General features: G+C 67.5%; 31 protein-coding genes. 14 read left to right on the top strand and 17 right to left on the bottom strand.

Annotated elements, in window-relative coordinates:
* The 6 genes from ABD768_RS28190 to pstB all read left to right on the top strand — a co-directional run bounded on the left by ABD768_RS28190 (window position 1) and on the right by pstB (window position 6361).
* Window positions 1-1296: a hypothetical protein gene (locus ABD768_RS28190; protein ID WP_344845639.1), complete on the top strand. Its 1296-nt coding sequence runs from the start codon at window positions 1-3 to the stop codon at window positions 1294-1296.
* Between the two features lie 185 nt (window positions 1297-1481).
* Window positions 1482-1919, top strand: coding sequence for a hypothetical protein (locus ABD768_RS28185; RefSeq protein WP_344845637.1), 438 nt, complete (start codon window positions 1482-1484; stop codon window positions 1917-1919).
* A 290-nt stretch (window positions 1920-2209) separates the two neighbouring features.
* Entirely contained in the window at window positions 2210-3343 is a 1134-nt protein-coding gene (gene pstS, locus ABD768_RS28180) for a phosphate ABC transporter substrate-binding protein PstS (protein WP_343969967.1), read from the top strand.
* 320 nt (window positions 3344-3663) lie between these two features.
* Window positions 3664-4647, top strand: coding sequence for a phosphate ABC transporter permease subunit PstC (gene pstC / locus ABD768_RS28175; RefSeq protein ID WP_343970972.1), 984 nt, complete (start codon window positions 3664-3666; stop codon window positions 4645-4647).
* A complete protein-coding gene (gene pstA, locus ABD768_RS28170) occupies window positions 4644-5564 on the top strand; it encodes a phosphate ABC transporter permease PstA (protein ID WP_343969970.1) in 921 nt (306 codons plus the stop codon). The genes pstC and pstA overlap by 4 nt, the downstream gene beginning before the upstream one ends.
* A 20-nt stretch (window positions 5565-5584) precedes the next feature.
* Window positions 5585-6361 (top strand): phosphate ABC transporter ATP-binding protein PstB, encoded by a 777-nt coding sequence (pstB, locus tag ABD768_RS28165; RefSeq protein WP_344845634.1) that lies wholly within the window; start codon window positions 5585-5587, stop codon window positions 6359-6361.
* A gap of 68 nt (window positions 6362-6429) precedes the next feature.
* On the opposite strand, the gene ABD768_RS28160 is transcribed toward pstB, so the two are convergent.
* Both ABD768_RS28160 and ABD768_RS28155 read right to left on the bottom strand, forming a co-directional pair.
* Window positions 6430-6990 carry a hypothetical protein gene (locus ABD768_RS28160; protein ID WP_343969976.1) on the bottom strand — a complete coding sequence of 187 codons (561 nt, stop codon included), beginning with the start codon at window positions 6988-6990 and terminating at the stop codon, window positions 6430-6432.
* A 17-nt stretch (window positions 6991-7007) separates the two neighbouring features.
* A complete protein-coding gene (locus ABD768_RS28155; protein ID WP_343969979.1) occupies window positions 7008-7454 on the bottom strand; it encodes a DUF2752 domain-containing protein in 447 nt (148 codons plus the stop codon).
* A 102-nt stretch (window positions 7455-7556) separates the two neighbouring features.
* On the opposite strand from ABD768_RS28155, the gene ABD768_RS28150 reads away from it, so the two are divergent.
* Together ABD768_RS28150 and ABD768_RS28145 are read left to right on the top strand one after the other, a co-directional pair.
* Entirely contained in the window at window positions 7557-8297 is a 741-nt protein-coding gene (locus tag ABD768_RS28150) for an RDD family protein (protein WP_344845629.1), read from the top strand.
* Window positions 8294-8989 carry an RDD family protein gene (locus ABD768_RS28145; protein ID WP_344845627.1) on the top strand — a complete coding sequence of 232 codons (696 nt, stop codon included), beginning with the start codon at window positions 8294-8296 and terminating at the stop codon, window positions 8987-8989. The genes ABD768_RS28150 and ABD768_RS28145 overlap by 4 nt, the downstream gene beginning before the upstream one ends.
* Here ABD768_RS28145 and ABD768_RS28140 read toward each other — a convergent pair.
* The 3 genes from ABD768_RS28140 to thiC form a co-directional block, all read right to left on the bottom strand.
* Window positions 8986-9540, bottom strand: a complete 555-nt coding sequence (locus tag ABD768_RS28140; protein ID WP_343969988.1) for a hypothetical protein — start codon at window positions 9538-9540, stop codon at window positions 8986-8988. The two genes, ABD768_RS28145 and ABD768_RS28140, sit on opposite strands and share 4 nt — an antisense overlap.
* Complete coding sequence (locus tag ABD768_RS28135) at window positions 9537-10136, bottom strand: transposase (RefSeq protein WP_343969991.1); 600 nt, start codon at window positions 10134-10136, stop codon at window positions 9537-9539. Before ABD768_RS28135 ends, ABD768_RS28140 begins: the two co-directional genes overlap by 4 nt.
* A gap of 247 nt (window positions 10137-10383) precedes the next feature.
* A complete protein-coding gene (gene thiC / locus ABD768_RS28130) occupies window positions 10384-12009 on the bottom strand; it encodes a phosphomethylpyrimidine synthase ThiC (RefSeq protein ID WP_343969994.1) in 1626 nt (541 codons plus the stop codon).
* Window positions 12010-12204: 195 nt separating this feature from the next.
* Between thiC and ABD768_RS28125 the strand changes: the two genes are divergently transcribed.
* Both ABD768_RS28125 and ABD768_RS28120 read left to right on the top strand, forming a co-directional pair.
* Entirely contained in the window at window positions 12205-12954 is a 750-nt protein-coding gene (locus ABD768_RS28125) for a lysophospholipid acyltransferase family protein (protein ID WP_344845622.1), read from the top strand.
* 146 nt (window positions 12955-13100) lie between these two features.
* A complete protein-coding gene (locus ABD768_RS28120; RefSeq protein WP_343970000.1) occupies window positions 13101-13637 on the top strand; it encodes a hypothetical protein in 537 nt (178 codons plus the stop codon).
* Here the strand turns inward: ABD768_RS28120 and ABD768_RS28115 are convergent.
* From ABD768_RS28115 to ABD768_RS28075, 9 genes are all read right to left on the bottom strand, one after another.
* Window positions 13634-13867: a hypothetical protein gene (locus ABD768_RS28115; RefSeq protein WP_343970003.1), complete on the bottom strand. Its 234-nt coding sequence runs from the start codon at window positions 13865-13867 to the stop codon at window positions 13634-13636. The genes ABD768_RS28120 and ABD768_RS28115 overlap by 4 nt on opposite strands.
* 10 nt (window positions 13868-13877) lie before the next feature.
* Window positions 13878-15017 carry an inorganic phosphate transporter gene (locus ABD768_RS28110; protein WP_425558457.1) on the bottom strand — a complete coding sequence of 380 codons (1140 nt, stop codon included), beginning with the start codon at window positions 15015-15017 and terminating at the stop codon, window positions 13878-13880.
* Between the two features lie 85 nt (window positions 15018-15102).
* Window positions 15103-16101 carry an inorganic phosphate transporter gene (locus ABD768_RS28105; RefSeq protein ID WP_343970010.1) on the bottom strand — a complete coding sequence of 333 codons (999 nt, stop codon included), beginning with the start codon at window positions 16099-16101 and terminating at the stop codon, window positions 15103-15105.
* Window positions 16102-16103: 2 nt separating this feature from the next.
* Window positions 16104-16736: a DUF47 domain-containing protein gene (locus ABD768_RS28100; RefSeq protein ID WP_343970013.1), complete on the bottom strand. Its 633-nt coding sequence runs from the start codon at window positions 16734-16736 to the stop codon at window positions 16104-16106.
* 138 nt (window positions 16737-16874) lie between these two features.
* The gene (locus tag ABD768_RS28095) at window positions 16875-17180 is read right to left on the bottom strand and encodes a DUF202 domain-containing protein (protein ID WP_343970017.1); all 306 of its coding nucleotides are present in this window, start codon (window positions 17178-17180) and stop codon (window positions 16875-16877) included.
* Complete coding sequence (locus ABD768_RS28090; protein WP_343970020.1) at window positions 17177-17515, bottom strand: YidH family protein; 339 nt, start codon at window positions 17513-17515, stop codon at window positions 17177-17179. The genes ABD768_RS28095 and ABD768_RS28090 overlap by 4 nt, the downstream gene beginning before the upstream one ends.
* Window positions 17515-18765 (bottom strand): glycoside hydrolase family 3 N-terminal domain-containing protein, encoded by a 1251-nt coding sequence (locus ABD768_RS28085; protein ID WP_344845618.1) that lies wholly within the window; start codon window positions 18763-18765, stop codon window positions 17515-17517. The genes ABD768_RS28090 and ABD768_RS28085 overlap by 1 nt, the downstream gene beginning before the upstream one ends.
* 23 nt (window positions 18766-18788) lie before the next feature.
* The gene (locus ABD768_RS28080; RefSeq protein ID WP_343970026.1) at window positions 18789-19295 is read right to left on the bottom strand and encodes a MarR family winged helix-turn-helix transcriptional regulator; all 507 of its coding nucleotides are present in this window, start codon (window positions 19293-19295) and stop codon (window positions 18789-18791) included.
* On the bottom strand, window positions 19270-20190 hold the full coding sequence (locus ABD768_RS28075) for a DMT family transporter (protein ID WP_344845615.1): 921 nt from the start codon (window positions 20188-20190) through the stop codon (window positions 19270-19272). The genes ABD768_RS28080 and ABD768_RS28075 overlap by 26 nt, the downstream gene beginning before the upstream one ends.
* A 38-nt stretch (window positions 20191-20228) precedes the next feature.
* Here ABD768_RS28075 and ABD768_RS28070 point away from each other — a divergent pair, with 38 nt between their 5' ends.
* Window positions 20229-20849: a TetR/AcrR family transcriptional regulator gene (locus tag ABD768_RS28070; RefSeq protein WP_344845613.1), complete on the top strand. Its 621-nt coding sequence runs from the start codon at window positions 20229-20231 to the stop codon at window positions 20847-20849.
* On the opposite strand, the gene ABD768_RS28065 is transcribed toward ABD768_RS28070, so the two are convergent.
* Both ABD768_RS28065 and ABD768_RS28060 read right to left on the bottom strand, forming a co-directional pair.
* Window positions 20846-21502 carry a potassium channel family protein gene (locus tag ABD768_RS28065; RefSeq protein WP_343970035.1) on the bottom strand — a complete coding sequence of 219 codons (657 nt, stop codon included), beginning with the start codon at window positions 21500-21502 and terminating at the stop codon, window positions 20846-20848. The two genes, ABD768_RS28070 and ABD768_RS28065, sit on opposite strands and share 4 nt — an antisense overlap.
* Window positions 21499-22098, bottom strand: a complete 600-nt coding sequence (locus ABD768_RS28060; protein ID WP_343970037.1) for an acyl-CoA thioesterase — start codon at window positions 22096-22098, stop codon at window positions 21499-21501. The genes ABD768_RS28065 and ABD768_RS28060 overlap by 4 nt, the downstream gene beginning before the upstream one ends.
* Window positions 22099-22229: 131 nt before the next feature.
* On the opposite strand from ABD768_RS28060, the gene ABD768_RS28055 reads away from it, so the two are divergent.
* The 3 genes from ABD768_RS28055 (at window position 22230) to ABD768_RS28045 (ending at window position 24880) form a co-directional block, all read left to right on the top strand.
* Entirely contained in the window at window positions 22230-23159 is a 930-nt protein-coding gene (locus tag ABD768_RS28055) for a hypothetical protein (RefSeq protein ID WP_344845608.1), read from the top strand.
* Window positions 23160-23289: 130 nt separating this feature from the next.
* Window positions 23290-24663: a pyridoxal phosphate-dependent decarboxylase family protein gene (locus tag ABD768_RS28050; protein ID WP_344845606.1), complete on the top strand. Its 1374-nt coding sequence runs from the start codon at window positions 23290-23292 to the stop codon at window positions 24661-24663.
* A gap of 79 nt (window positions 24664-24742) precedes the next feature.
* Window positions 24743-24880, top strand: a complete 138-nt coding sequence (locus ABD768_RS28045) for a hypothetical protein (RefSeq protein ID WP_343970045.1) — start codon at window positions 24743-24745, stop codon at window positions 24878-24880.
* A 116-nt stretch (window positions 24881-24996) separates the two neighbouring features.
* Here ABD768_RS28045 and ABD768_RS28040 read toward each other — a convergent pair whose 3' ends face one another.
* Window positions 24997-25662: a fasciclin domain-containing protein gene (locus ABD768_RS28040; RefSeq protein WP_344845603.1), complete on the bottom strand. Its 666-nt coding sequence runs from the start codon at window positions 25660-25662 to the stop codon at window positions 24997-24999.
* Window positions 25663-25741 lie beyond the last annotated feature (79 nt).

The raw sequence follows: 25741 nt of genomic DNA, 5'->3' as shown, positions 1-25741 counted from the left end.
ATGCGAAAGACCCTCCTCGCCGGCACGGCTGCGGTCATGCTCGTCACCAGCCAACTCCCGGCGCAGGCCGCGGCGCAGGCCGCGCCCACAGATCTTCAGCTCAGCTGGTCGGAGACAGCCCATGGGCAGATCCAGGTCCGCTGGAACGACAATGGTGAAGCGAACAGGGTCTATCGCCAGTACGACGACTCCGATGACCTGATGCTGCTTGCCAGGTCCGGAGCGGCCGGTACGAACGAAAAGCTCGTGCTCACCGACTTCTTCGACGCCAAGCGGACCTCGCGGATCCTGGTGACGACGGTGGATGCCGCAGGGGTCGAGAGCCCGGCGATCAACTCGGCCTGGTTCGATTCACTTCGGCCTACGGCGCCTGTCCTCACCAACGCGGACCCGCTGCCCGACCAGTCGCTGCGACTGCGCTGGACCCAGGCTGCGACTCCCGCCGACACAACCCCGGGCGACCCGCTCGACCGCCCGTCGAGCGAGTCGACCGTCGGTCCGGTGATCTGGTGGACCGAGGCGGATGCCGCGAAGACCGAGTTCTTCCTGAAGCCGGCCGGGACCACCAGCGCGGCCGTCCCGCCCCGTCCCCGGCCGTATCCGATCAGTGTCATCGGCAGCAACGAATGGGGCACGACGAGAGCGAGCACGTCGGTCACCTTCGCCACCATGGCACTGACCTTCGCCGTCCCGGCCACGAACGAGTTCGGCCGGGGCATGTGGATGACCGGCGTCGTCGGAGCGCAGGACTGCGGGCCGACATTGCCGACCTGCCGCAAGAACTACCCCGTCTCGATGACGCTGCAGACGAGGGCCGATGCGACCAAGCCCTGGAGCTACTTCGGCCGGTACGTCGAAGACGGTCAGTACCAGACCCTCGCCAACGCCCTCGGCAGCCAGCAGTACCGGATGACTGTGCCGAGCTGGAAGTACCTGGACGACTCGCACTGGACGGTGACGGCACCGGTGTCGACCTCGGCGCGGTACTCCGCCACGAAGACGCGCTTCTTCACAGCCTGGTTCAACAAGCGCAGCGCGACGGTCGGCCAGGTGGTCAAGCTGGCTGTGTGGATCAAGCCGGAAGCAACGGTCCGGGCGGATCTGCAATGGTGGGACGGGAAGGTCTGGCACCACGGGGCGTACGTCCAACTGGTCAAGGGCAAAGGCGCCCTGAACATCAAGGCGTCCGGCCGCGGCACCACCCGCTCGTGGCGGGTCCTGGTCCCGAAGATGTCGTACTACGGCAAGCCGATCGAGGCGACCGGCAGCCGCGCCTTCAAACTCGCCGTCAGCTGAGCCGGCGCCGGAATTGCAGGTAGTTGCAGTTCCGGCGAGGTTCTTGCTGGTGGCAACGGGTTCGCGGATGGCAATTGGTGCAAAGCGGATTCGGCCTCCGGGGTCGGGATTCATCCGTTGTTCACGTCCGGCTCCTTGGCTCGGGGTGTCCACAAGGGCGACTTCGACGACTGGGGAGCACGAACGTGCGGAAGAAGATTTCGGCGGTACTGGCGCTGGCCGTGGCGATGATCGGGGCGACCGCGTTGCCGGCGGCGGCGCGGAATGTCAACGACACTCATTCCTTCAGCAACTGCAAGTACAACTACCAGATCATGGACCAGGGACTGGGCAAGGAAGTCGGGTATGCCGCGCAGTTCTGGATCAAGGTGTTCCCGCAGGGGCAGAGCACCTGGGCGGCCGGGTCGGGGTGCAAGCTCAAGTTGCGGATCCTCTACAAGCAACCGCAGACCAACGAGTGGGCCGAGTACAACACCGTCTACACCGCCAACAAGCGCAACGGTGAGATCTGGAACCACACCAACAGCCGGCAGTCGGTCGGCGTGATGCGGGTCATCGCCACCGTCTGCAAGGGCACCATCTACGTCTGCGGCTCGTCGAAGACGACCACAGCCCAGATGTAGCGATTCCGGACCAGCCGGCTCGCGTCTACTCTTGGCGCGGGCCGGTTCCGCGGTGGCGCGGGATGCGCTGAGCGTTACCGAAACGTGAGCAAATGACCGTTTCGGGTAACTCAGCGTTACGGGTCTTAACTCAGTTCACCTGTTGGCCGCCTGGCGGCACGCCACGCGTCGCACACGCTATTGGAACCGTTCACCGCTCGTTCACCGGCGACGGACCGGTCGGTCACTTGGTCTGCCTACCGTCTGTGGAAGTTCAACAAGTCTGAATCCTGCAGAAGGGCAACACTCTCGTGTCCGTCAATCGCCTGCTCCGCGTCGGCACCGTCGCCGTGGCATCCCTCGGCGTCCTCGCCCTGAGCGCCTGTGGCTCCGACCCGGAGCCCGCCGGCTCCTCGAGCCCGGGCAGCAACACTTCCTCCACCGGGGGCGACTGCCCGAAGGGCACCCTGAACGCCGAGGGCTCCTCGGCGCAGAAGAACGCCATCGAGGAAGTCATCTCCAAGTACAACGAGAAGTGCGCCGACGTCACGGTGAACTACAACCCGACCGGTTCCGGTGCGGGCATCAAGCAGTTCAACGCGAACCAGGTCGACTTCGCCGGTTCCGACTCGGCCCTCAAGACCGAGGGCGTGGACGGCGCCGAGCCGGAGACGGCCCAGGCCGCCAAGCGCTGCCAGAACAACCCGGCGCTGGACCTGCCGATGGTGATCGGCCCGATCGCGATCGCCTACAACGTCGACGGTCTGCAGAAGCTGGTCCTCGACGGCCCGACCGCCGCGAAGATCTTCCAGGGCGCCATCAAGACCTGGAACGACCCGGCGATCGCCAAGCTGAACGCGGGCGTCACGCTCCCGTCGGCCCCGATCTCGGTCTTCTTCCGCTCCGACGAGTCCGGTACCACCGAGAACTTCACCAAGTACCTGGCCGCCTCCGGCGCGGGTGCCTGGACCGGCAAGCCGGCCAAGAAGTGGACCGGCACCGGCGCCGGCAAGGACAAGTCCGCGGGTGTCGCCGAGGGCGTCAAGAGCACCAAGAACTCGATCACCTACGTCGAGTGGTCCTACGCGGTCGACAACAAGCTCGGCATCGCGCAGATCGACAACGGTTCGGGCACCCCGGTCGAGCTGACCGCCGAGTCCGCGGGCAAGGCGCTGGCCGCCGCGAAGCCGGCCGGTACCGGTAGCGACCTGGCGCTGAAGCTGGACTACGCGACCAAGGAGGCGGGCGCCTACCCGATCATCCTGGCCACGTACGAGGTCGTCTGCAGCAAGGGCCTGCCGGCCGAGAAGACCGCGATGGTGAAGAGCTTCCTCAGCTACTTCGCGAGCAAGGACGGCCAGGCTGCCCTGACCGATCTGAACTACGCGCCGCTGCCGGAAGAGATCCGGATCAAGGTCGACGCCGCGATCCAGTCGATCAGCTGACGAAAACCTTTGCCACCTGCGAGCCCCGGCCGGTCCGAGTTCATCTCAGACGGCCGGGGCTTCGGCTCGTGGTCTGACCCGACCACCCGACCCAGGCGCTTGGAGCACCATCGATGAGTAGTCCAGACGGCACGGAACCGCCAGACCGGCCGGAAGGCACGCAGGAACCCCGGATCGAGGACCTGGTCCACGAGACGTCCGGCCCCACCCCGCGGTTCGAGGGTCTGGCCGGGGAACACGCCGAGCACGAGGCTGCCGAGCACCCGGCCGCAGCGGCTGCGGCTACGGCAGAGACCACGGACAGCCGGAAGGGACTCGACCTGGGCCCCGTCGGACACCTCGGGGACCGGCTGTTCGCCGGGATGGCCCGCGGCTCCGGCGGCCTGGTGGTCGCGATCGTCGCGTTCGTCGGGATCTTCCTGCTGGCGCTGGCGATCCCCGCGCTGGCCGACAACGAGGGCAACTTCCTCTTCTCCCGTACCTGGCTGCCCGGTGGCGACCACCCGAACTTCGGCATCGCGGCCCTGTTCTACACCACCTTGATCAGCTCGCTGATCGCGATGGCGGTGGCGGTCCCGATCGCGATCGGCGTCGCGTTGTACATCACGTACTACGCTCCGCCGCGCCTCGCCCGTCCGGTCGCCTCGGTGGTCGACCTGCTCGCCGCCGTACCGTCGATCATCTACGGCCTGTGGGGCATCGTCTTCTTCGCGCCGGTGATCCAGCCGGTGTCGCACGCGATCTCCGACGTCCTGGGCTGGGTCCCGCTGTTCAAGGAAGCGGCCAACGCCGACCGCGGCACCGTCTTCACCGCGGGCCTGGTGCTGGCCATCATGATCCTGCCGGTGATCACCGCAATCAGCCGGGAGATCTTCGCGCAGACCCCGGTCACCCACCGCGAGGGCGCCCTGGCGCTCGGCTCGACCAAGTGGGAGATGATCCGGATGGCCGTCCTGCCCTACGGGCGCTCCGGCGTGACGAGCGCCGCCATGCTCGGCCTCGGCCGGGCCCTCGGCGAGACCGTCGCGGTGATGATCATCTTGTCCCAGCCGAACCCGATCGCGCCGTGGGACCCGTCGATCTTCGCCGGCGGTGAGACCTTCGCCTCGAAGATCGCCTCCAGCGCGGCCGAGCTCGACACCCCGGCCAAGACCGGCGCCTTCATCGCGGCCGGCCTGGTGCTGTTCGTCGTCACCTTCATCGTCAACTCGGCGGCCCGGATCATCGTCGCCCGCTCGGGCCCCGGCGCCAAGCGCCGCACTCGCCGGCCGAAGCCCGCCGCCAAGCAAGGAGCGCCCGCGTGAGCACCATCGCCGCGAACCGTCCGCAGTACGACGGCAAGGTTCTCGACCTGACCGGCAGGTCCGGCGCCCGCGCGTTCCGCAACCTGCTGGCCACGGTGCTGATCTCGCTGTGCTTCCTGATCGCGCTGATCCCGCTGTGCTGGATCCTCTGGACGGTCGTCTCGAAGGGCTATCACCTGGTGCTGGACGCCAACTGGTGGTCGCAGTCGCAGCGCGGTATCACCTCCCGCCGCGCGGGTGGCGGCGCGTACCACGCGCTGGTCGGCAGCCTGATCATGGCGCTGATCTGCGCGGTGATCGCGGTGCCGCTCGGCATCCTCGGCGCGGTCTACCTGATCGAGTACGGCAAGGGCGGCAGGGGCGCCAAGGTCGTCAGCTTCATGGTCGACATCCTGACCGGTGTCCCGTCGATCGTCGCGGCGCTGTTCGTCTACGCGGTCTGGGTCACCATCCTCGGCCAGAACCGGATCGGCTTCGCGGTGTCGCTGTCGCTGGTCCTGCTGATGATGCCGGTCGTCCTGCGCTCCACCGAGGAGATGCTCAAGCTGGTACCGGACGAGCTGCGCGAGGCGTCGTACGCGCTCGGGGTGCCGAAGTGGAAGACGATCCTGAAGATCGTCGTGCCGACCGCGTTCGGCGGCATCATCACCGGCGTGATGCTCGGGCTGGCCCGGGTGATCGGTGAGACCGCGCCGCTGCTGATCCTGGTCGGCTACTCCAAGGTGATCAACTACAACCCGTTCTCGGGCTTCATGGGCGCGCTGCCGACCATGATCAACAACGACCGTGGCGACATGGCCCTGCCGGCCGCCGCGGACCGGGTCTGGGCAGCGGCACTGACGCTGATCCTCCTGGTCCTGGCCCTCAACCTGCTGGCCCGGCTGATCGCCCGGTTCAGCACCATCAAGTCAAAATAGTCGAGAGGTTCTGAGTCGATATGGCTAAGCGCATCGAGGTCAGCGGCCTCAACGTCTACTACGGCGATTTCAAGGCCGTCGAGGACGTGTCGATGACGATCGAGCCCCGCTCGGTCACCGCGTTCATCGGCCCGTCCGGCTGCGGCAAGTCCACTTACCTGCGCACCCTGAACCGGATGCACGAGGTGATCCCCGGCGCCCGGGTCGAGGGCAAGGTGCTGCTGGACCAGCAGGACCTGTACGCGACCGGGGTCGACCCGGTGGCGGTCCGCCGGGTCGTCGGCATGGTGTTCCAGCGGCCGAACCCGTTCCCGACGATGTCGATCTTCGACAACGTGGCGTCCGGCCTGAAGCTGAACGGCGTCAAGGACAAGAAGAAGCTCACCGAGGTGGTCGAGGCGTCGCTGAAGGGCGCCAACCTGTGGAACGAGGTGAAGGACCGCCTCGACAAGCCCGGCGCGGGCCTGTCCGGTGGTCAGCAGCAGCGGCTGTGCATCGCCCGGGCGATCGCGGTCGAGCCCGAGGTGATCTTGATGGACGAGCCCTGCTCGGCCCTCGACCCGATCTCGACGCTCGCGATCGAGGACCTGATCGAGAAGCTGAAGGACCGGTTCACCGTCGTCATCGTGACCCACAACATGCAGCAGGCGGCCCGGGTCTCCGACCAGACCGCCTTCTTCAACCTGTCGGCCACCGGCAAGCCCGGCCGGCTGATCGAGATGGGCCCGACCAAGCAGATCTTCTCCAACCCGAACGAGAAGGCCACCGAGGACTACATCACCGGCCGCTTCGGCTGAGCCGATCCCCCGGTACTACGCAACGCGCCCGTGCCCGCCGCGCTCTGGATCCCTTGCCTGCAAGGGGTTCAGACGCAGAGGGTGCGGGCGTAGTTGACTCTGGCCAGCGTGTCGGCGACCTGGGTCGGGTTGGCCGCGGCCACATGCGTGTTGTGCGTGCGGGCGCCGTGCTGCACGGTCACCTGGACGAAGCCGGTCGTCTTGCGCTCCTTGATCAGCAGGAACAGCAACCCGAGCAGGCAGAACAGGAAGAAGATGATCGCCAGCACGATGGCGTAGGCGGGGATCTTCTCCTCGGTCCGGGTCATGTCCATCGCCGACCAGTTCGTGCCCTGGGTGGGCAGCACACCGGCGGGCGTGACGATCCGGTACTGCTCGACGGAGATGTCTCCGATCGTCACCAGCACCGGCCCGGCCGGCAGCGCCTGGGCCGGCGGCTGCACCGGTTGGCCCTGGACCTGCTGGTACTGCGGGTTCTGCGGAGCCTGGTACTGCGGGGCGCCGTACTGCGGGGCCATCGGCAACTGATCCTGCGGACCCGGCTGCTGCGGGACCGGGGGCTGCGGCGGCTGCTGCTGGAAGGGCTCGAGCTGCTGGCCGTTCTCATCTGGCAAAGGAGGCTGGGTCACTGGGACACCTTAGTGTCTCAATTCAGATTGCGGGCGACCCCATAGACGACCAATAGAACGGCCAGCGCGCGGAGCAGCCATTTCAGCGTCACCGGGCTGATTCGCAGCCGGGGCAGCTTGATCAGCCGGGCGCTCTCCAGACCCCAGGTGAGCAGTTGGTAGCCGACGGCAACACCGATCAGCGGGCCGAGGACCAGTACGACCGGGTTGAAGTGCCAGGCGGCGTCCAGATCGCCACGCAGCAACGCTGCCGCCATCCTGGTCGCTCCGCAGAACGGGCAGTTCAGCCCGGTGGTGGCGTGGAGCAAACAAGGGATGCCGAGGTGCAGTGAGCCGGACAGCTGATAGACACCTGCGAGAGCGAACCCGCCGACACCGACGCCGGCCACGCCGAGCACTCGGCGGTCGAGCGGTTCGACCGGCCCACGCGGCCGGAGTACGACAGCTTGCTGTGTCAGGGTCACATCCACCAAGGTATCTCCTACCGCAGGCAACTTGATGGGATCCGCCAAGGCAGCTGATCCGTCAGAGCGCTACCACTCCTCATGTCAGTAGAAGGGATCGTCGTGAGCACTCCGACGCCACCGCCGGGTTACGGCCCGCAAGACCCGAACCAACCGGGTCAGTACGGCCAACAGCCTGGTCAGTACGGCCAGCAGCCAGAGCAGCCTGGCCAGTACGGGCAACCGCCGGAGCAGCCCGGTCAGTACGGTCAGCCTGGCCAGCAGCCGGAGTACGGGCAGCAGCCCGGCTACGGCCAGCCGCCGGCGCCGCAGTACGGGCAGCAGCCTGGGTATGGGCAGCAGCCGGGTTACGGGCAGCCGCCAGCGCAGTACGGGCAACCGCAGTACGGGCAGCAGCAGCCGGGGTATCCGCAGCAGTACGGGCAGCAGCCGGGCTATGGCGCTCCTACGGGCACGCTGGCCGAGTGGCCGCTGCGGGCCGGTGGCGCGATCATCGACTCCCTGCTGGTCGCCGTGCCGTACGCCATCGGTCTTGCGCTCGGCCGGTCGGTCAGCAGCATCTTCCTGCTGCTCTTCGTCCTGATCGCGATCGGCGTCGGGATCTGGAACGTCGTCATCAAGCAGGGCAACGAGGGCCAGACGGTCGGCAAGTCGGTGGTCAAGATCAAGCTGATCGACGCCGCCACCGGTCAGCCGGTCGGTCCGGCCAAGGCGTTCGTCCGCCAGCTCACCCACTTCCTCGACGGCGTGGTCTGCTACGTCGGCTACCTGTGGCCGCTGTGGGACGAGAAGAAGCAGACCTTCGCGGACAAGATCAACAACACGCTGGTCGTCAAGCTGTGACAACGCCTCCGAACGGTCCCGAGGACCAGCCGCAGTACGGGCAACCTCCGCAGTACGGCCAGCCTGGTCAGCCGCAGTACGGGCAACCCGGCCAGCCGCAGTACGGACAGCCTGGGCCGCAGTACGGTCAGCCGGGCCAGCCGCAGTACGGGCAACCTCAGTACGGGCAACCTGGTCCGCCGCAGTACGACCAGCCGATGTACGGGCAGCAGGGCTTCGGCTACGGCGGCCCTGGTGGGTCCGAGCTGGCTGACTGGGGATCACGGGTCGGTGCGTCGCTCCTGGACGGTCTGCTCTCCGGCATCCCGGGCCTGATCGCGTACGGGATCTTCATCGCCAACGTGATCGCCAACTCCGACGGTGACAGCTACACCACCGCCGGCGAGGGTCCCAGCGCGTTCGCTGTCATCGTGCTGATCATCGGCGTCCTGGCCAGCATCGGCCTGTGGGTGTGGAACAGGGTGATCCGGCAGGGCAAGACCGGCCAGAGCGTTGGCAAGAGCGTGCTGAAGATCAAGCTGGTCGACGCGACCTACTTCCAGCCGATCGGCGCCGGCAAGTCGCTGCTGCGTGACATCCTGCGCGGCATCTTCGACCAGGCCTGCCTGCTCAACGCGCTGTGGCCGCTGTGGGACGACAAGAAGCAGACCTGGCACGACAAGGTGATGAGCACGTACGTCATCAAGGTCTAGCGAGAAAGCAGCAGACCGGCGCAGGTGACGGCCCACAGCACACTGGTGAAGGTGCCGATGATGAATCGCTCCGCCACCGCTGTGGGCGTCACCGACGCCGGCTGGTCCGGACTACGCAGCTCCGGATACCGCGCGAGGCCCTTGATGGCCAGCACGATCGCGATGCCCTCGGGCCAGCCCGCCACGATCGAGCCGTAGATGGCTCCGCGCTCCAGGGCGCCGATCAGCGCACCACCGCGGAGCACCTCGCCCGCCTGCTGGGTCGACTGCGACCTGGTGTTGCCCCGGTCGACCAGCGCCAGCACCGACGTCGTCAGCGGACCTCCACCGGCTACTGCGAGGCCGCCGGAGACCATGAGGAGGATGTTCCACCAGGCCTCCCGCCAGCCCTGTACGCCGTGCCCGGCCAGCAGCAGGATGCCGGTCGCCGTCAGGCAGGCCAGCATCACGCCACTGAGCACGATCTCCAGCGTGGCGCCCGACTTGGGCACCCACGCCACGACGGCGAGCACCAGAGCCACCCCAGTCAGCACCAGTACCACTGCCGTCATGCAACCTCCCCAGCCTCGAGCAACTCTGCCGCAAGCACCCGTCCGCGCTGTTCCTCCGCGAAACCGGCCGCCTGCGCCCGCTGGGTGACAGCGGACTGGCTGATCCCCAGCTTGACGCCGATCTCCCGCCTGGTGAGCCCCTCGGCCAGCAGGTCGGCCACTGCCCACCCGCGCTCGCTCCTGCGACGCAGTACCGACGCCATCAGCCACAGGACGCTCTCGACCTGCTCCGCCGCGTGCTCGTTCGCACCGACGACGTTGACGTGGTGCGGGCTCGCCTTGGCCCGGTTGACCGCCTCGCGGGCGAAGACGAACGCCTCCCCGCTACCTGCCCTGGTACTCCGGGGCAGCGGCTGGTCGACAGCGCCGACGCCCAGACCTACGTACCAGGTGTCCGCGCGGAGCAGCTGCACGATGACGTCGACCGTTGCCCGGGCCTCGGACAGAACGCCCTGGACCTCGTCGCCGGCCGTGCGCTCGAACTTGCGCAGCAGGCCGATCCGGCGCGGCCGCCGGTTCAGCGTATTCAGTAGCTCGGGTACGAGATCGCCGATGCTCCGGCTTCCTCGCTGATCTACCGTGAGAACGAAGACCACCGCCTTGCACCTCCTTCCCGACGCAGGTTAAGGCTACAGTCTTATTCACTCAGAGTGAAGGCAAAAACCTGAACCGGTTCGCCCGATCACCCACCGTGATCGCCCCGGTGGCCACCGATCCCCCAATTCTCCGCTGAAATCGGCCGGATCCGCACCCCGACTCACCCCCACCCTCACACGGAGTCAGGATGTTTTCGGGTGCTTCGGAGCGCGGACCGGCGAGTCTAGATTTGTTCCGAATGCAAGCTCAGTCGGCCAGCGGCAGGTAGAGCTTGGAGTCCTTGGCCTTGAAGGTTTCTGACATCTCGGCGAAGCCTGCTTCGATCGCTTCGGCGGAGTCGAGGCCGTTTTCCTCGGCGTACTTGCGGATGTCGGCGGTGATCCGCATCGAGCAGAACTTCGGGCCGCACATCGAGCAGAAGTGGGCTGTCTTGGCGGGCTCGGCCGGGAGGGTCTGGTCGTGGTACGAGCGGGCCGTGTCGGGATCCAGCGACAGGTTGAACTGGTCCTCCCAGCGGAACTCGAACCGGGCCCTCGACAGCGCGTCGTCCCAGTCCTGCGCGCCCGGATGACCCTTGGCCAGATCGGCTGCGTGGGCAGCGATCTTGTACGTGATCACGCCGGTCTTGACGTCGTCTCGGTCCGGCAGGCCGAGGTGCTCCTTCGGCGTCACATAGCAGAGCATCGCCGTTCCCAGCCAGCCGATCTGGGCCGCGCCGATCGCGCTGGTGATGTGGTCGTAGGCCGGCGCGACATCGGTTGCCAACGGCCCCAATGTGTAGAACGGCGCCTCGCCGCAGAGCTCCTCCTCGAGCCGCACGTTCTCCGCGATCTTGTGCATCGGCACGTGCCCCGGGCCCTCGATCATCACCTGGACGTCGTGCTCCCAGGCGATCCTGGTCAGCTCCCCCAGCGTCCGTAGCTCGGCGAACTGGGCCGCGTCGTTCGCGTCCGCGATGCACCCCGGCCGCAGTCCGTCGCCGAGCGAGAAAGTCACGTCGTAGGAGCGCAGGATCTCGCACAGCTCGGCGAAATGCGTGTACAGGAAGGACTCCTGATGATGCGCCAGACACCAGGCCGCCATGATCGAGCCACCCCGCGAGACGATCCCGGTGATCCGCTGGGCCGTCAACGGCACGTACCGGAGCAGTACTCCGGCGTGCACGGTCATGTAGTCGACGCCCTGCTCGCACTGCTCGATCACCGTGTCGCGGTAGACCTCCCAGGTGAGCTCGGTCGGATCGCCCTTCACCTTCTCCAGCGCCTGGTAGAGCGGGACCGTGCCGATCGGGACCGGCGAGTTGCGCAGGATCCATTCGCGGGTCGCGTGGATGTTCTTGCCGGTGGACAGGTCCATCACCGTGTCCGCGCCCCAACGAGTGGCCCAGACGAGCTTCTCCACCTCCTCCTCGACCGAGCTGGAGACGGCCGAGTTGCCGATGTTCGCGTTCACCTTCACCAGGAACTTCTTCCCGATGATCATCGGCTCGGACTCCGGATGCTTGTGGTTGGCCGGGATCACGGCCCGCCCCCGCGCCACCTCGTCACGCACGAACGAAGGCTCGACACCTTCCCGTACTGCGATGTAGCGCATCTCCTCCGTGATGACGCCGGCCCTGGCCTGCGCCAGCTGGGTCAGCGGCTCACGGCCGGCGATCCAGTCCCGGCGTACCGGCGGAAGGCCCGCCTGGACGTCGATCTCGGCCGTCACGTCCGTGTACGGCCCCGAGGTGTCGTACAGGTCGAAGTGCTCTCCGTTGGTGAGGTGCACCCGCCGCTGCGGAACCCTCAGCTCACCGGTGTAGATCTTCTCCGATCCAGAGATCGGCCCAGTGGTCACCTGAGGGCGGACAGAGTTGTCGATAGATGTCACGATGCTGCTCCCTACGCCGGAATTACCCGGACAGGTTCGGCGGTCGGCGGCGCCGGGTTCCGAAACCCAGCCGCCCTCTCAGCCCGCTACAGCGCGAGCTCCCGCGGTATCAACTTGTCGTCGGCAACTCTAACCACTGATTGCGTACTGCGTACTGGATCCGCGCGCCGTTGACCGACCCGATAGCGTCAGACCATGCGCGACATCCTGTACCCGCCGGTGATCGGCTTCGCCAAGACCGCCTTCAAGGTGCTCGACCTGGGCTTCACGATGGTCGGCACCGAGAACATCCCGCGGACCGGTGGTGCCGTGCTGGCGCTGAACCACATCAGCTACGTCGACTTCGTGATCGGCGGCTTCGGCGCGCAGCCGAGCAAGCGGCTGGTCCGGTTCATGGCCAAGGAGGTGCTGTTCCGCAACCGGTACTCCGGACCGCTGATGCGCGGCATGCACCACATCGCGGTCGACCGCGGCGCCGGCGCCGGGTCGTACCGGGAGGCGATCCGCTACCTCGGCGAGGGCGAGATCGTCGGCGTCTTCCCCGAGGCGACGATCAGCCGGTCGTTCGAGCTGAAGGAGTTCAAGTCGGGCGCGGTCCGGATGGCGGCCGAGGCCGGCGTACCGGTGATCCCGATGATCCTGTGGGGCACCCAGCGGATGCTGACCAAGGACCATCCGCGGGACTTCTCCCGGCACCAGCGGGTCTCCATCACGGTCGGCGAGCCGATGGCGGTCGGCAAGGACGAGGACGCCACCGCGGCCACGGCCCGGCTGCGGACGACGATGGCCGCGATGCTCGACCGGACCATCAAGGCGTCCCCGGACAAGCCGGCCGGCGCCTGGTGGCTGCCCGCGTCGTACGGCGGCGGCGCGCCGACTCCCGAGGAGGCCGACCGCCTCGACGCCGAGGAGCTCCGCGAGCGAGCGGCCCGCCGCCGCAAGTAGCGGTCCCTACCGGTTTGGGTTATAGGGACAATCGGTATCCGGACGAGGGGTTGACCGGGGCGCGAGCCGGGGGTACCAAGAACCTTTGTATGTCGAAAGCTGGACCTGGGGGGTCCGCCGGCGGTGATCGGGCTGGGCGGGGGGAAATGACGATCTTGTACGGATCAGACGAGGAGCTGCACCTCTTCGAGCCGGGGAAGCTGAGCATTCCCGGCAATGTGGCCGAGGAGATCCCGGATGTCGGGGTCTACTTCTTGTACTGGGCGACGCAGAACCTGCGCCCGGACCAGGCCCGGGAGATCGAGTCGGCGGTGAACGGCCGGCGCTGCCAGAACGGCTGGTTCCCGCTGGAGAGCCTGGACGGCCTCGGCCGCCGGGGCTCGTGGCGCGGGCCGCTGACCTATCTGGCGCAGATGACCGCGAAGGACTCGGCGATCGTGAAGGCCTGGGCGACGATCAACATGGCGCCCGACGACGGCAAGGCGCGGATCGAGGCGACGGCCGAGCGGCTGCTCTACCAGCAGGGCCACGCCGCGGCGGCCACCTGGGTGATGGCGGTCCGCCCGCAGGCGTTCCTGAGCCTCACCCTGCTCGGCGACTCGCTCTACAACAACTGGGAGAGCGCGGTCGCCTCGCTCCGCCCCAAGGACGTAGCGAGGTCGGTCCGCCGCTGGAACCGCTAGTGGAACTGCGGAATGATCAGGTACAGGCCGTAGCAGACGGCGGCGAGGCAGGCGAGGAAGCACAGGCCGGCCACCGCGGTGTCCACCGGCGGCGGGTTCTTCTTCGCCTCGACCGCCACCGCGCGCCGCGACATCGCGTTGATTCCGACGGCGAACAGCACCGCGATGCCGACCCCGAAGGCGAGGCTCGCGATCGCTACCTGGCCGAGTGCGCTCCAGTCGATGTGCATCAGATCCTCCTCAGGCAGCCGGTACTGCGGACGCCGGGGCCTTCGTACCCGGGTATTCGTTGACGTTGTCGGCCGTGACCGGCTTGCGGCGCGATGCCAGGTAGATGAAACCACCGGCGGCGGCTGCCGCGATGGCGATGATCGTCACGCCGATGTTGCCGGAGTTGGCGACCCGGCCGGCCAGGGCGCCGACGATCGCGGCGGCCGGCAGCGTGAACAGCCAGGCCAGCGCCATCCGCCCGGCGACCGTCCAGCGGACCTCCGCGAGACGCTTGCCGAGTCCTGCGCCGAGGATGCTGCCGGAGCAGACCTGGGTCGTCGACAGCGGGAAGCCGAGGTGCGAGGAGGCCAGCAGTACGGCGGTGGAGCTCGTCTCGGCCGCGAAGCCCTGCGGTGACTCGATCTCGGTCAGGCCCTTGCCCATCGTCCGGATGATCCGCCAGCCGCCGAGGTATGTGCCGGCGGCGATCGCCAGACCGGCCGCGAAGATCACCCAGAGCGGCGGCCGTGACCCCGACGCCAGGCTGCCCGAGGTGATCAGCACGAGCGTGATGATGCCCATCGTCTTCTGCGCGTCGCCGGTGCCGTGGGCCAGCGAGACGAGCGAGGCGGACGCGATCTGGCCGATCCGGAAGCCGTCATCGACGTTCTTCTTCCGGGCCCGCCGGGTGATCGTGTAGACGAGGTAGGTGCCGAGCAGGGCGACCACACCGGCCACGATCGGGGCGGCGACGGCCGGGATGATGATCTTCTGGACGACGGTGCCGAAGTGGACCGCGCCGCTGCCGGCCGCGATCCAGGTGGCGCCGATCAGGCCGCCGAACAGCGCGTGCGACGAGGAGCTCGGCAGCCCGACGTACCAGGTGAGCAGGTTCCACAGGATCGCGCCGACCAGGCCGCCGAAGATGATCGGCACGGTCACCTTCGCGTCGTCGACGAGCCCGCTGGAGATCGTTTTGGCGACCTCGGTGGAGACGAACGCGCCGACCAGGTTCAGCACGGCGGACAAGCCGACGGCGACCTTGGGTTTCAGCGCTCCGGTGGCGATCGACGTCGCCATCGCGTTGGCGGTGTCGTGGAAGCCGTTGGTGAAGTCGAAGACCAAGGCGGTGACGATCACCACGACGACGAGGAAGGAGAGGTCCATCACGATCACATCCCAAGACGGCGGCGTCAGGAGCGCTCTCACGCTAAGCGCGCCGGGTGAAATCGCGGTGAACTACTCGAAGAATGAACTACTCCAGAATGAAGTGGGCGACGTAGTAGACGGCGGCCGCGACCAGGCCGGCTGCCGGGATGGTCAGGACCCAGGCCAGCACGATGCCCTTGGCGACGCCCCAGCGGACCGCAGAGAGCCGCTTGGTGGCGCCGGCGCCCATCACCGCCGAGGTGATCGTGTGGGTGGTCGAGACGGGCGCGTGCAGGCCGATCGCCATCACGTAGAGCACCGTCGCGGCGACCGCCTCGGAGGCGAAGCCGCGGGCCGGGTCGAGGTGGATGATCCGGCGGCCGAGGGTCCGCATGATCCGCCAGCCACCGGAGTAGGTGCCCAGCGAGATCGCGGTCGCGGCCGAGATCTTCACCCAGGTCGGGATGCCCTCGTTCTTGTCCACGTGCCCGGTGGTGAGCAGGGCCAGGAAGATCACGCCCATCGTCTTCTGGGCGTCCTGCAGACCGTGGCCGAGCGCCATCCCGGCCGCCGACAGCGACTGGGCCAGCCGGAACCCGCGGGTGGTCCTGCCCGGGTTGCTGCGCCGGAAGATCCACAGGATCGCGGTCATCAGCAGGAAGGCGCCGACGAAGCCGATGGCCGGTGACAGCACCATCGGGATGACGACCTTGTCGACGATGCCCGACCACAGCACCACGCTGGTGGAGGCCAGGCCGGCGCCGACCAGGCCGCCGATCAGGGCGTGTGACGAGGAGCTGGGCAGCCCGAAGTACCAGGTGATCAGGTTCCAGGTGATCGCGCCGACCAGCGCGGCGATCACGATCACCAGACCGTGCCGCCCGGCCGGCAGCGTGATGATGCCCTTGCCGACGGTGTCGGCCACCTCGGTGCCGAGGAAGGCGCCGACGAAGTTGAAGAAGGCGGCCATCACCAGCGCCACCCGCGGCGTCAGCGCCCGGGTCGAGACCGAGGTCGCGATCGCGTTGGCGGCGTCGTGGAAGCCGTTGGTGTAGTCGAAGGCGAGCGCGATGACGACGACCGCGATGACGAGCGTGAGCTCCACGCTCAGCTCTCCTTGACGGCGATCTGCTCGACCGTGTTGGCGACGTGTTCGAAGCCGTCGATGGCGGCCTCCAGCAGGTCGACCACGGTCTTCAGCTTCATCACCGTCAGCGCGTCGAACTCGCCGCTGAACAGCTTGGCCACGATCCGGCGGTGGACCGCGTCACCGGTGTTCTCCAGCCGGTTGATCTCGATCCAGTACTCGGCCAGGTCCTTCATGGTGCGCAGCCGCGGCATCGCCTCCGAGGTCAGCGTCGCCATCCGCTGCAGCACCTCGATCTGCTCGGCCGCCTCGGCCGGCAGCTTGTCGAGGTTGAACAGGTGGATGGTGTCGACCGCCTCCTCCATGTAGTCCATGACGTCGTCGAGGTCGGAGGCCAGCCGGTAGATGTCCTCGCGGTCGAACGGGGTCACGAAGGTGGAGTTGACCCGCCGGATGATCGAGTGGGTGGTCTCGTCCGCGGCGTGCTCGGCATCCTTCATCTGGGCGGCGATCTGGTGGCTCGCGGATAGGCCGGTTCCCGCTGTGCTGCCGAGCAGCTCGGCGAGAATCCGGGACCCGTCGACCAGGTGGTTGGCGGATTCGGTGAAAAGGTCGTAGAACGTCGGGTCGTTCGGACGCAGACGTAACGGCACTTCAAGCTCCGGGTGAACGAGGGACAAACCTTGAACATGCTAGGGGCAACGGACCGCTGACGGAGCATCCGCCTGGTCAACGTACCGCGAGATGATGAACACGTAGACTCAATACAACCGGAAAGTGACCAGGAAAATTCAGCGCGTCACCACGGCATAGAGGTCGAACACCCCCACGACGAGGACCAGCCCAGCTGCCAGCCGCAGGACCCGCTCGGACCCGAGAGCGGACGGTTCGAGGCCACGGCGGTAGACCGCGGTGACCGCGACCCAGCAGGCCAGGGCCAGCACGGTCACCACGATGCCGAGGCCGAGCCGGATGTCCGACGTACCGTGGCCGGAGGCAAGCAGCAGGATGCCGTTGGCGACCAGGCCGAGCACGGTGCGGCGCCAGGCGAGCAAGGTGCGCTCGGGCTGGAGACCAGGGTCACGCGGTGTGTTCATCGCCACAGGCTGAACAGCAAACCGATCAACCCGACGGTGGCGATGGTTGCCCCGAGCATCAAAGGCAGCCGGGTCACCGGGAGAGGTCCGCCGGTGCGCATGGCGCTCAGGTTGGCCTGCCAGCGCCGGAAGGCCAGAGCGGTGGTGGTGATGCCTGCAGCGACCAGTACTACGCCGATGACGCGCGCGGGCCAGCGATCAGGGCCGAGATCCAGGAACTGTACTGCCGACAGACCGCCCGCGTAGCAGGCCAGCGCGGTCCGCAGGTACGCCAGGTAGGTCCGCTCATTGGCGAGCGTGAACCGGTAGTCGGGCTCCTGGGTCGGGTCGCTCATCAGCAGCTCAGCAGGCCACGGTTCTGCTTGAGGGCGAGCACCCGCCCGACGCTGCTCTGGAGTGCGGCCGCGAAGGTCTTGTCCTGCTCGGCCTTGGCGACCAGTGCGTTGACCATGGTCGAGGTGAGCGAGGCCTTGGCGGTGATCACGATGTCGCCACCGGCCGCGACGAAGCGGGTCGCGCGCTGGCCGGCAGGGACCGACGCGACCTCTGCTGCCGCTCCGACGTCGTCGGTGATCACCACTCCGGCGTACCCGAGGTCGCCGCGCAGCATGCCGCCGATGACGGTGGGTGAGAACACAGCGCGGTTGTTCGGGTCGATCTTGGTGTAGGTGACGGTGGAGACCATCACCAGGGCCGAGCCGGCCTGGATGCCGGCGGCGAACGTCGACAGGTAGTCGTCGTGGCGGGTCGTCACTGTGTCGACCACGCCGGAGGAGAAGTCGGTGTTGCCCTTGACCCGGCCGAGGCCCGGGAAGTGCTTCACCGAAGTCATCACCCCAGCCTGCTCCATCCCCTTGACGAAGGCGGCGACGTGCGGGCCGACCTTGCCGGGCGTGTCGCCGTAGCCCCGGTCCAGTGCCCCGATGGGAGCGTTCTTGTCCCCCAGAGACGCCGGTACTACGTCCGCGACCGGCGCGAGGTCCATGTTGACCCCTGCCTGCTTGAGCTGGCCGCCCCACGTCTTGGCGCGAGCTGTGAGCTTGTCGTCGGACCAGGTGGCCTGCACGGTCGCGGCGGGGATGCGGTCGAAGCCAGAGCCCTTGAGCCGCTGGATCTTGCCGCCTTCCTGGTCAGCGGCGATGAATGGCTTGATGCCCTTCACCGTGGCCGTCGTGGTGGCGGCGGCCATCGCAGTACGGGTGTGGGAGGCGCTGGCGCCGGGACCCATCAGGAGGAGGCCTCCTGGCTTCTGCGCCTTGGCGATGGATCGCTCTGCTGCCGTCATGCCCTTGGTGCTGATGCCGGTCATGATCAGCTGGGCCGCCTGCTCGCGCAGGGTCAACTGCTGCACCTTCTGGTCCACACAGCCGTTGGCGGGCGGCGTACTGGGCGTCGTGCTGGGGGTGCTCGTCGCGCTCGGGGTTTGGCTGGGCGTCGGCGTCTCGGTCGGCGGCGGGGTCTGCCGGGTGATCGAGGAGGAGGGCGCAGTACTAGGACCCGCAGTGGGGGTGTCCGAGTCGCTGCAGCCGGCGAGGAGAGTCGCCGCGGCCGCTACTGCCAGTACCCGGCGTCCGGTGGTGTTCATCACGGCCATTCTGGCCCATGGGGTTACTGGGCCGGCGTACCGGAGGCCTTCGGTTCCCAGATGGCGCTGTCGTAGGTACCACCGGAGTGCCGGGTCAGGGTCGCGCAGATGTCGAGCAGTTGGTCGACCTGCTCAGGGCTGAGGGCATCGAACACCGCCTGCCGGACCGTCTCGACGTGGCCCGGCGCAGTGTCCTTGAGCTTCTGGCGACCTTCCTCGGTGATGATCGCGACCTGGCCGCGCCGGTCGGACTCGATCCCCTCGCGACGGACCCAGCCGACCTTCTCGAGCCGGTTCACCGCGTGCGACAGCCGGCTGCGCGAGCCGAGGGTGGACACGGCGAGCTCACTCATCCGCAGCCGGCCGTCGTCCGCGTCGGCGAGCCGGACCAGGATCTCGAAGTACGTGTGCGGCATGCCCGCGTCGCGCTGCAGTTGCTGCTCGATCCGGCCGTTCACCACGCGCTGGGCCGCGATGAACGCTCGCCATGCCCGCTGCTCCTGGTCATCCAGCCACCGTGGTTCCGCCATTGTCGCAGCGTAACGAGATCCGGGCCTTCCTGCCGCTTGGGCGAGCCGTGATAAGCAGAACAGCTAGTGCGCAGAGCAGCATTCCGCCGACGGCGAGGGCGCCGATCGTCTCCCCGAACAGCAGGAAGGCGAAGAGCATCGTCGTCGGTGGGACCAGGTAGAGCAGGCTGCTGATCCTCGTGGCGCCGGACAGGCGGAGGTTGACGAGGTACAGGCCCCAGCCGCCACCAGTGGCCAGTACGACCAGCCACAGGACGGCGCCGTAGAACTGCAGGTCGTGCGGAACGGTCAGCTGTCCGGTACCGGCTGTTACTACGACGAAGAAGACGCAGGAGACCAGGCTTTGCAGGCAGAGCGCGTCCAGGAGGTTGATTGTTGGTTTGCGGTGGCGCTCCCAGACTGTGCCGACCACTAGTCCGAGCAGGCCGCCGACTGGGAGCAGGAACGTCAAGGCTGGGGTTGCTCCTAGGTCGTCGGCGACAACGAAGGCGACTCCTGCGAGTCCGAGGAGGAGGCCGCCCCACTGCCTTGGGCTGACTCGCTCGCCGAGTAGTGGTCCGGCGACGGTGGCGATCAGGATCGGCTGTAGGGAGCCGATGAGCGCAGTGACGCCTGCGGAGATGCCGTGGTCGATACCGGTAAAGATCAGGCCCAGGTAGACGCACTGGGTGAGGAATGCCATCACTGCGTGAGTGATGAGGTCGCTGCGGGTCAGGTGGGGGCGGCGCTTGAGTAGTACGGCGGCAGCTAGGGCGCCGGCGACCAGATAGCGCCAGGCGAGCAGGTCGAAGGCAGATGCGTACTCCGTGCCCCAGCGCGCGCCGATGAAGCCGCAACTCCAGAACACGACGAAGCCGGCGCCGGCCAGGACGGGGAGCACGCGTGGATTGATCATGCTCCACAAGTAACCACACCGGTCGGTATACTGTCAGTATGGTTGCTCAGCCAGTGGGACTCCTGACGGAGCGCGGTGAGCTGGAGGCGGAGCGGCTGACGCCTGCCGGTGAGCGGATCCTGCGGGCCGCGTCGACGCTCTTCTACGAGCGCGGGATCCGTACTGTCGGGGTGGACGCGATAGCGGACGCGGCCGAGGTGACCAAGAAGACGCTGTACGACCGGTTCGGGTCGAAGGATCGGCTGATCGCGGCGTACCTGGAGCAGCGGAACCGGGTCTGGCACGCGTTCCTCGACGATCAGCTGGCGGCGCTTGCTCCTCAGACGCCTGCCGACGTGATCCTCGCGCTCTTCGCGGCGCTCACGGACTGGATGGCGGAGTCACGGCGCGGTTGTGGCTTCATCAACGCGAGCGTGGAACTGGCCGCGCCCGACCACCCGGCGATGCCGGTGATCGTGGCGCAGAAGCAGTGGATGCGGTCCGAATTCATGGCGCAGGCTGCCTTGGGCGGCTTCGCGGACGTCCAGGAGCTGGCAGACCGGCTGCTGTTGCTGCACGAGGGCGCGCTGGTGTGCTTCCGGGTGGCGGCGATGGAGTACGCGCCTGAGGTCGCGCATCGAGCCGCTGCGGATCTGCTGGCGGGTTGGCCGCGGGACTAAGTGCGTTTGGCGACGGTGAGGCCGACCAGCCTGGATACGACCATGGCGACGTAGCCGAGGCCGGCCAGTTGTTCGATCATCACGACCGAGCGGCCCCACGAGGTGATCGGCACGATGTCGCTGAGGCCGGTACTGGACAGCGTGGTGAAGCTGAGGAACAGCAACTCCATCCAGGTGCGGTCATCACCTGGGTTGACCGCGGCGGTGAAGCTGCCGGGGACCAGTGCCTGGACGAAGACGTACAGGTAGGCAAAACCCCAAGCAACCAAGGTGAAAGTCGCGCCGGTGGCCCAGAGCTCGTCCGCACTGACGTCGTGGTCGGACAGCATGTAGCGGAGCAGGCTGTAGGCGGCATAGAAGTAGAAGGCCGCATGGAGTGGGTTGGAGATCAGCACGACCGTGTCTGTCGGGCGGAAGGCGTCCAGTAGCGACAGGACGACGGCGGGGATGCCGAGGCAGACGCTGACCCAGGTGAGACCGGGGGTCGAGCGGACCGAGAAGACAGCGAGCGTCAGGACGACGATGCCGAGGATCTCGAAGCCGACGCGGCCACCGCGTGAGCCTTCCATCGCGGGGTAGAGCAGGACGCCGAGCAGCTGGACGACCAGCAGGATGGCCGAGGGATGGCGCTTGGCGCTGCGCACCAGCTTCATTCGGCTGCCTCTGTTGCCTTCGCTGCTTGGGCTGCTTCGGTTGCTTCGGTTGCTTCACGGGAGGCGATGATCGCCTGGCGGCGGGCGAGGCGGTGACTGCGGCGGATCTCCGCCTCGCGCATCCGGCGGTGGTCCTCGTCGGTCTCGGGCACAACCTGCGGTACCGGGCGGGGCTTGCCGTTCTCGTCGACCGCCACGAACACCAGGTACGCCGTCGCGACGTGCACCTGCGGTCCGACCGCGTCCCAGCGGTCGGCGGTGACGCGTACGCCGATCTCCATCGAGCTGCGGCCGGTCCAGTTCACCTGGGCGGTCAGGTGGACCACGTCGCCGACCCGGACCGGAACCACGAAGACCATCTCGTCCATCGACGCGGTCACCGCGGGACCACCCGAGTGCCGGGCCGCGACGACGCCGGCGACCGAGTCGACCAGCGTCATCACCACGCCACCGTGCACGGTGCCGAGCAGGTTGGTCTCGTTCTGCGCGGTGATGTGCGACAGCGAGATGCGGGTGGCCGAGGCGGAGCGGCTGGTCACCTCCTGGCGCGCGACACCCTCGGCCGGAGTGCGGTCTGCGCTGGGGGTGCCGGGCATGGGGTCGCTCCTCGGTGTTCGGTCGATCGATGGCTGACGCAGGATAACGCCCGGTTGTCCACAGGCTGCGAAACCGTCGTCCGCCGGCGACGCCTTCGCTCGTACTTTCTCTGACGAAGGAGGTGGACAGCATGCTCATTCACGACGACTCCACCGAACGTGCCTCAGGCAACCTTTCCGATCCGGCCCTACCACCGTTGTCCCCGGCGGAGGCCGCACACCTGGTACGCCTCAGCCTCGAAGCCGCCGCAACCGCGGGCCTGACCGGCCACTACGACAACCGCGGAGCACTCATCCTGCGGACAACTCTGCCGGGTGGCCCGCTCGAGGCGGGGCTGACCAATCTGGCCCGGATCGTCGCCGACGAACGACCGGACTACTGGCCACGACTGGTGGGCGAGCACTTCGATCGCCTCGCCGCCCTCCTACGCCGAGGCGCCGCACCCCGGCCTACGGATCCGCAGACCCAGCTCATCCAACGCCTGGCCGCGAAGGACTCGCTGGATCCACTGATCGCCGCTGGTGCACCGGAGTTCGTGCCAGGCCTCCTGTCGGTGCCCGCGATGAGCACCGCCGGCGCGATCACGATGTACCTCGCCCCCGAGCTCGACCTCGGCCTGACCTGGGCCGAGGCGGAGTCATACGGTCTGCGGAACCTACGCGCCATGACCGACACCGTGAGCTACGCAGAGCACGACGGTACCTATGTCGCAATGATCAGCGGCAGCAATTTCGCCGCCTCCCGCGCACTGGTCCTCGACACCGTCCTCCGCGAATCCCTCCACGTAGAGAACCCGCCCTACGGCGTACTAGCGGCGATGCCGGTCCGCGACCTGCTCCTCGTCCACGTGATCACCGACCTGTCCGTCCTACAAGCCCTCGGCATGATGCTCAACCTCGCCGGCCGCTCCCACGCCACCAACCCCGGCCCTCTGAGCCCTTGGGTCTACCTGGTCGCCGCCGACGGCTGGCATCCAACGACGCGACCAGCCGACAACAGCGACCCCGGCCTATCACCCCGCTTCCTCGCCCTCCTACGCGAACTCAGCCAGCTCACCTGACGAGCTGAACGCGTCACGCGCCTCCTGCAGGCCGCATGGCACAGTCGGTTTCATGGAAGAACCAAGGGCACACGAGTCACGACCCGAGCTCACAGAAGCTGAGACCGAACAACGGGAATCCGGGTCCGAGATGCGCGAGTCCAACAGTGAGTTGCGGGAGCTGTTCGGGCGGGCGGCGGCTCGGGCCGCGGACTATCGGGGGTCGCTGGGTGAGCGGCGGGTGGGTGCGGCCAAGACGTTTGCTGAGGTTCGGGAGGATTTCCGGCGGCCGCTTGGGGAGAAGGGGCGAGCTGCTGGGGAGGTGATCGACGAGCTTGTGGGGCTTGCCGAGGGTGGGCTGGTGTCTAGCGCTGGGCCGCGGTACTTCGGGTTTGTTGTCGGTGGGGCGTTGCCGGCGGCTAGTGCTGCCGACATTCTTGCGGTCGGCTGGGACCAGAACGGCTGGAACAGCGTGCTCTCGCCGACTGCGGCTGCCGCCGAGGATGCGGCCGGTGAATGGCTCAAGGATCTGCTTGGCATTCCTGCGACGGCATCGGCGGGCTTTGTCACCGGCGCTCAAGCCGCCAACACGGTCGGCCTCACGGCGGCGCGACATCACGTGCTGAAGAACGCGGGCTGGGACGTGGAGAAGGACGGCTTGGCAGGTGCACCGCGTGTCCGCATCCTGGCCGGCGACGAACGGCACGCCACGATCGATCGGTCGTTGCGGTTGCTCGGCTTCGGCTCGGACGCACTGGAACTCGTTAGCAGCAAGGCAAACGGAGAGATCGACCTCGATGACCTCCGAACCCGCCTGACAGGCCACGAAGGCCCGCTGATCGTCTGTCTTCAAGCAGGTAACGTGAATACCGGCGCCTCCGACTCCCTCGGTGAGGCCTGCGAGCTTGTTCATGAGTACGGCGGTTGGGTGCATGTGGATGGCGCCTTCGGCCTGTGGGCGGCGGCGAGCCCTGCCCATCGGCATCAAGTGGCCGGTCTCGAGCTTGCTGACTCCTGGGGCTGTGATGGGCACAAGTGGCTCAATCTGCCGTACGACAGCGGCTTCGTGTTCTCGGCACATCCCGAGTCCCACGCCGCCGCCCTCGGCTACACCGCGTCCTACCTGGTCAGCTCCGGCGACCCCGAGCCCGGCGACTACGTCCTCGAGTCATCCCGCCGAGCCCGCGGCCTGGCAGTCTGGGCCGGCCTCCAAGAGCTGGGCCGAGAAGGCGTAACTCACCTCGTCGACCACTGCTGCGCCCTGGCCAAGTCCTTCGCAGAGCAACTGACGTCCGCAGGCTACGAAATCGGCAACGACGTAGTCCTCAACCAGATCCTCGTCTCCTTCGGCACCGACACCGAAACCGACCGAGTCATCGCCGCCCTGCAATCCACCGGCACCGCCTGGGCGGGCGGCACCACCTGGCGCAACAAGCGCTACATGCGAATCTCCATCTCCAACCACCGAACCACCCCCGAAGACCTGACCAGAACGGTGCGCGCTCTGGGAGCGATCACCCATTGACCGATCAGTTCCACGGAAGGGCCGCACATTCGCGCATCACGAGTGGCGGTTAGTGCATTGTCGGCGGACTTCCCTGTAATTGCCGAACCAGTCGGCGGCCCTGCTGCTGATCCTCGTGCCGCTCACGGCCGGCCTGATCGGAGCGCTGCGGTCGGCGTACCGAACCCTCGGCGGGATGATCCGGCGACTACCGGCAGCGGCGCCGTCCGCGACGTGAAGACCGGGCGGCGCCTCGGCAGAGAGGGCGCCGCCCGGTCGGTTCAGACAGGATGGTCGCTTCAGCAGACTGGTTGCTTCAGCGGGGTAGTTGCTTCAGGCAACCGATGACGCGGGTCAGGCCGGGGGCATCAGGACGGTGTCGATCAGGTAGACCGTGGCGTTGGCGGTCTTGACGCCGCCGCAGATGACCTTGGCGTTGTTGACCATCAGGTTGTCGCCCGAACCGGTGACGGTCAGCGAGCCCTTCTCGACGGTGGTCTGCTTGCCGACGACCGCGGCCGGGTCGAGCTGACCGGCCACGACGTGGTAGGTCAGGATCTTGGTGAGCAGCGCGGAGTTCGTCTTCAGGGTGTTGATCGTCGCGGCCGGGATCTTCGCGAAGGCGGAGTCGACCGGAGCGAAGACAGTGAACTCGCCGCCATTGAGGGTCGAGACCAGGTCGACCTTCGGGTTCAGCTTGCCCGAGACGGACGCGACGAGGGTCTTGAGCAGCGGGTTGCCGGAGGCGGCGGTGGCGACCGGCGCGGCGGCCATACCGTCGACCGAACCTGCACCGGTCGGGTTCGCCTTGGCGTAGTCGGCGCAGCCGGGGCCGACGAGGCCCGCGGCGTTGTCCACCGACGGCATCGCCGACGGAGTGTCCGACGTCGACGTGGACGCCGAGCTGGTGGTCGACGGGCTGCTGCTCGACTTGTCGTCGTCGCTGCCACAGGCAACGGTTGCGAAGAGCAACGAAACGGCGGAGGTGGCCAGGGCGACACGCTTGATGGTGTGAGACATGACGATCTCTTTCTGTGGGGGGACACACGCCGCTGGGTCGCGACTGACATCAGTGCTTCGGTCCCGTCCACACCCCGGA

Origin of the sequence: Kribbella ginsengisoli, assembly GCF_039537185.1 — a bacterium.
GTDB classification, from domain to species: domain Bacteria; phylum Actinomycetota; class Actinomycetes; order Propionibacteriales; family Kribbellaceae; genus Kribbella; species Kribbella koreensis.
The sequence above is the reverse complement of the archived record's forward strand: the minus strand, read 5'-3'. Positions and strand labels throughout refer to the sequence as shown.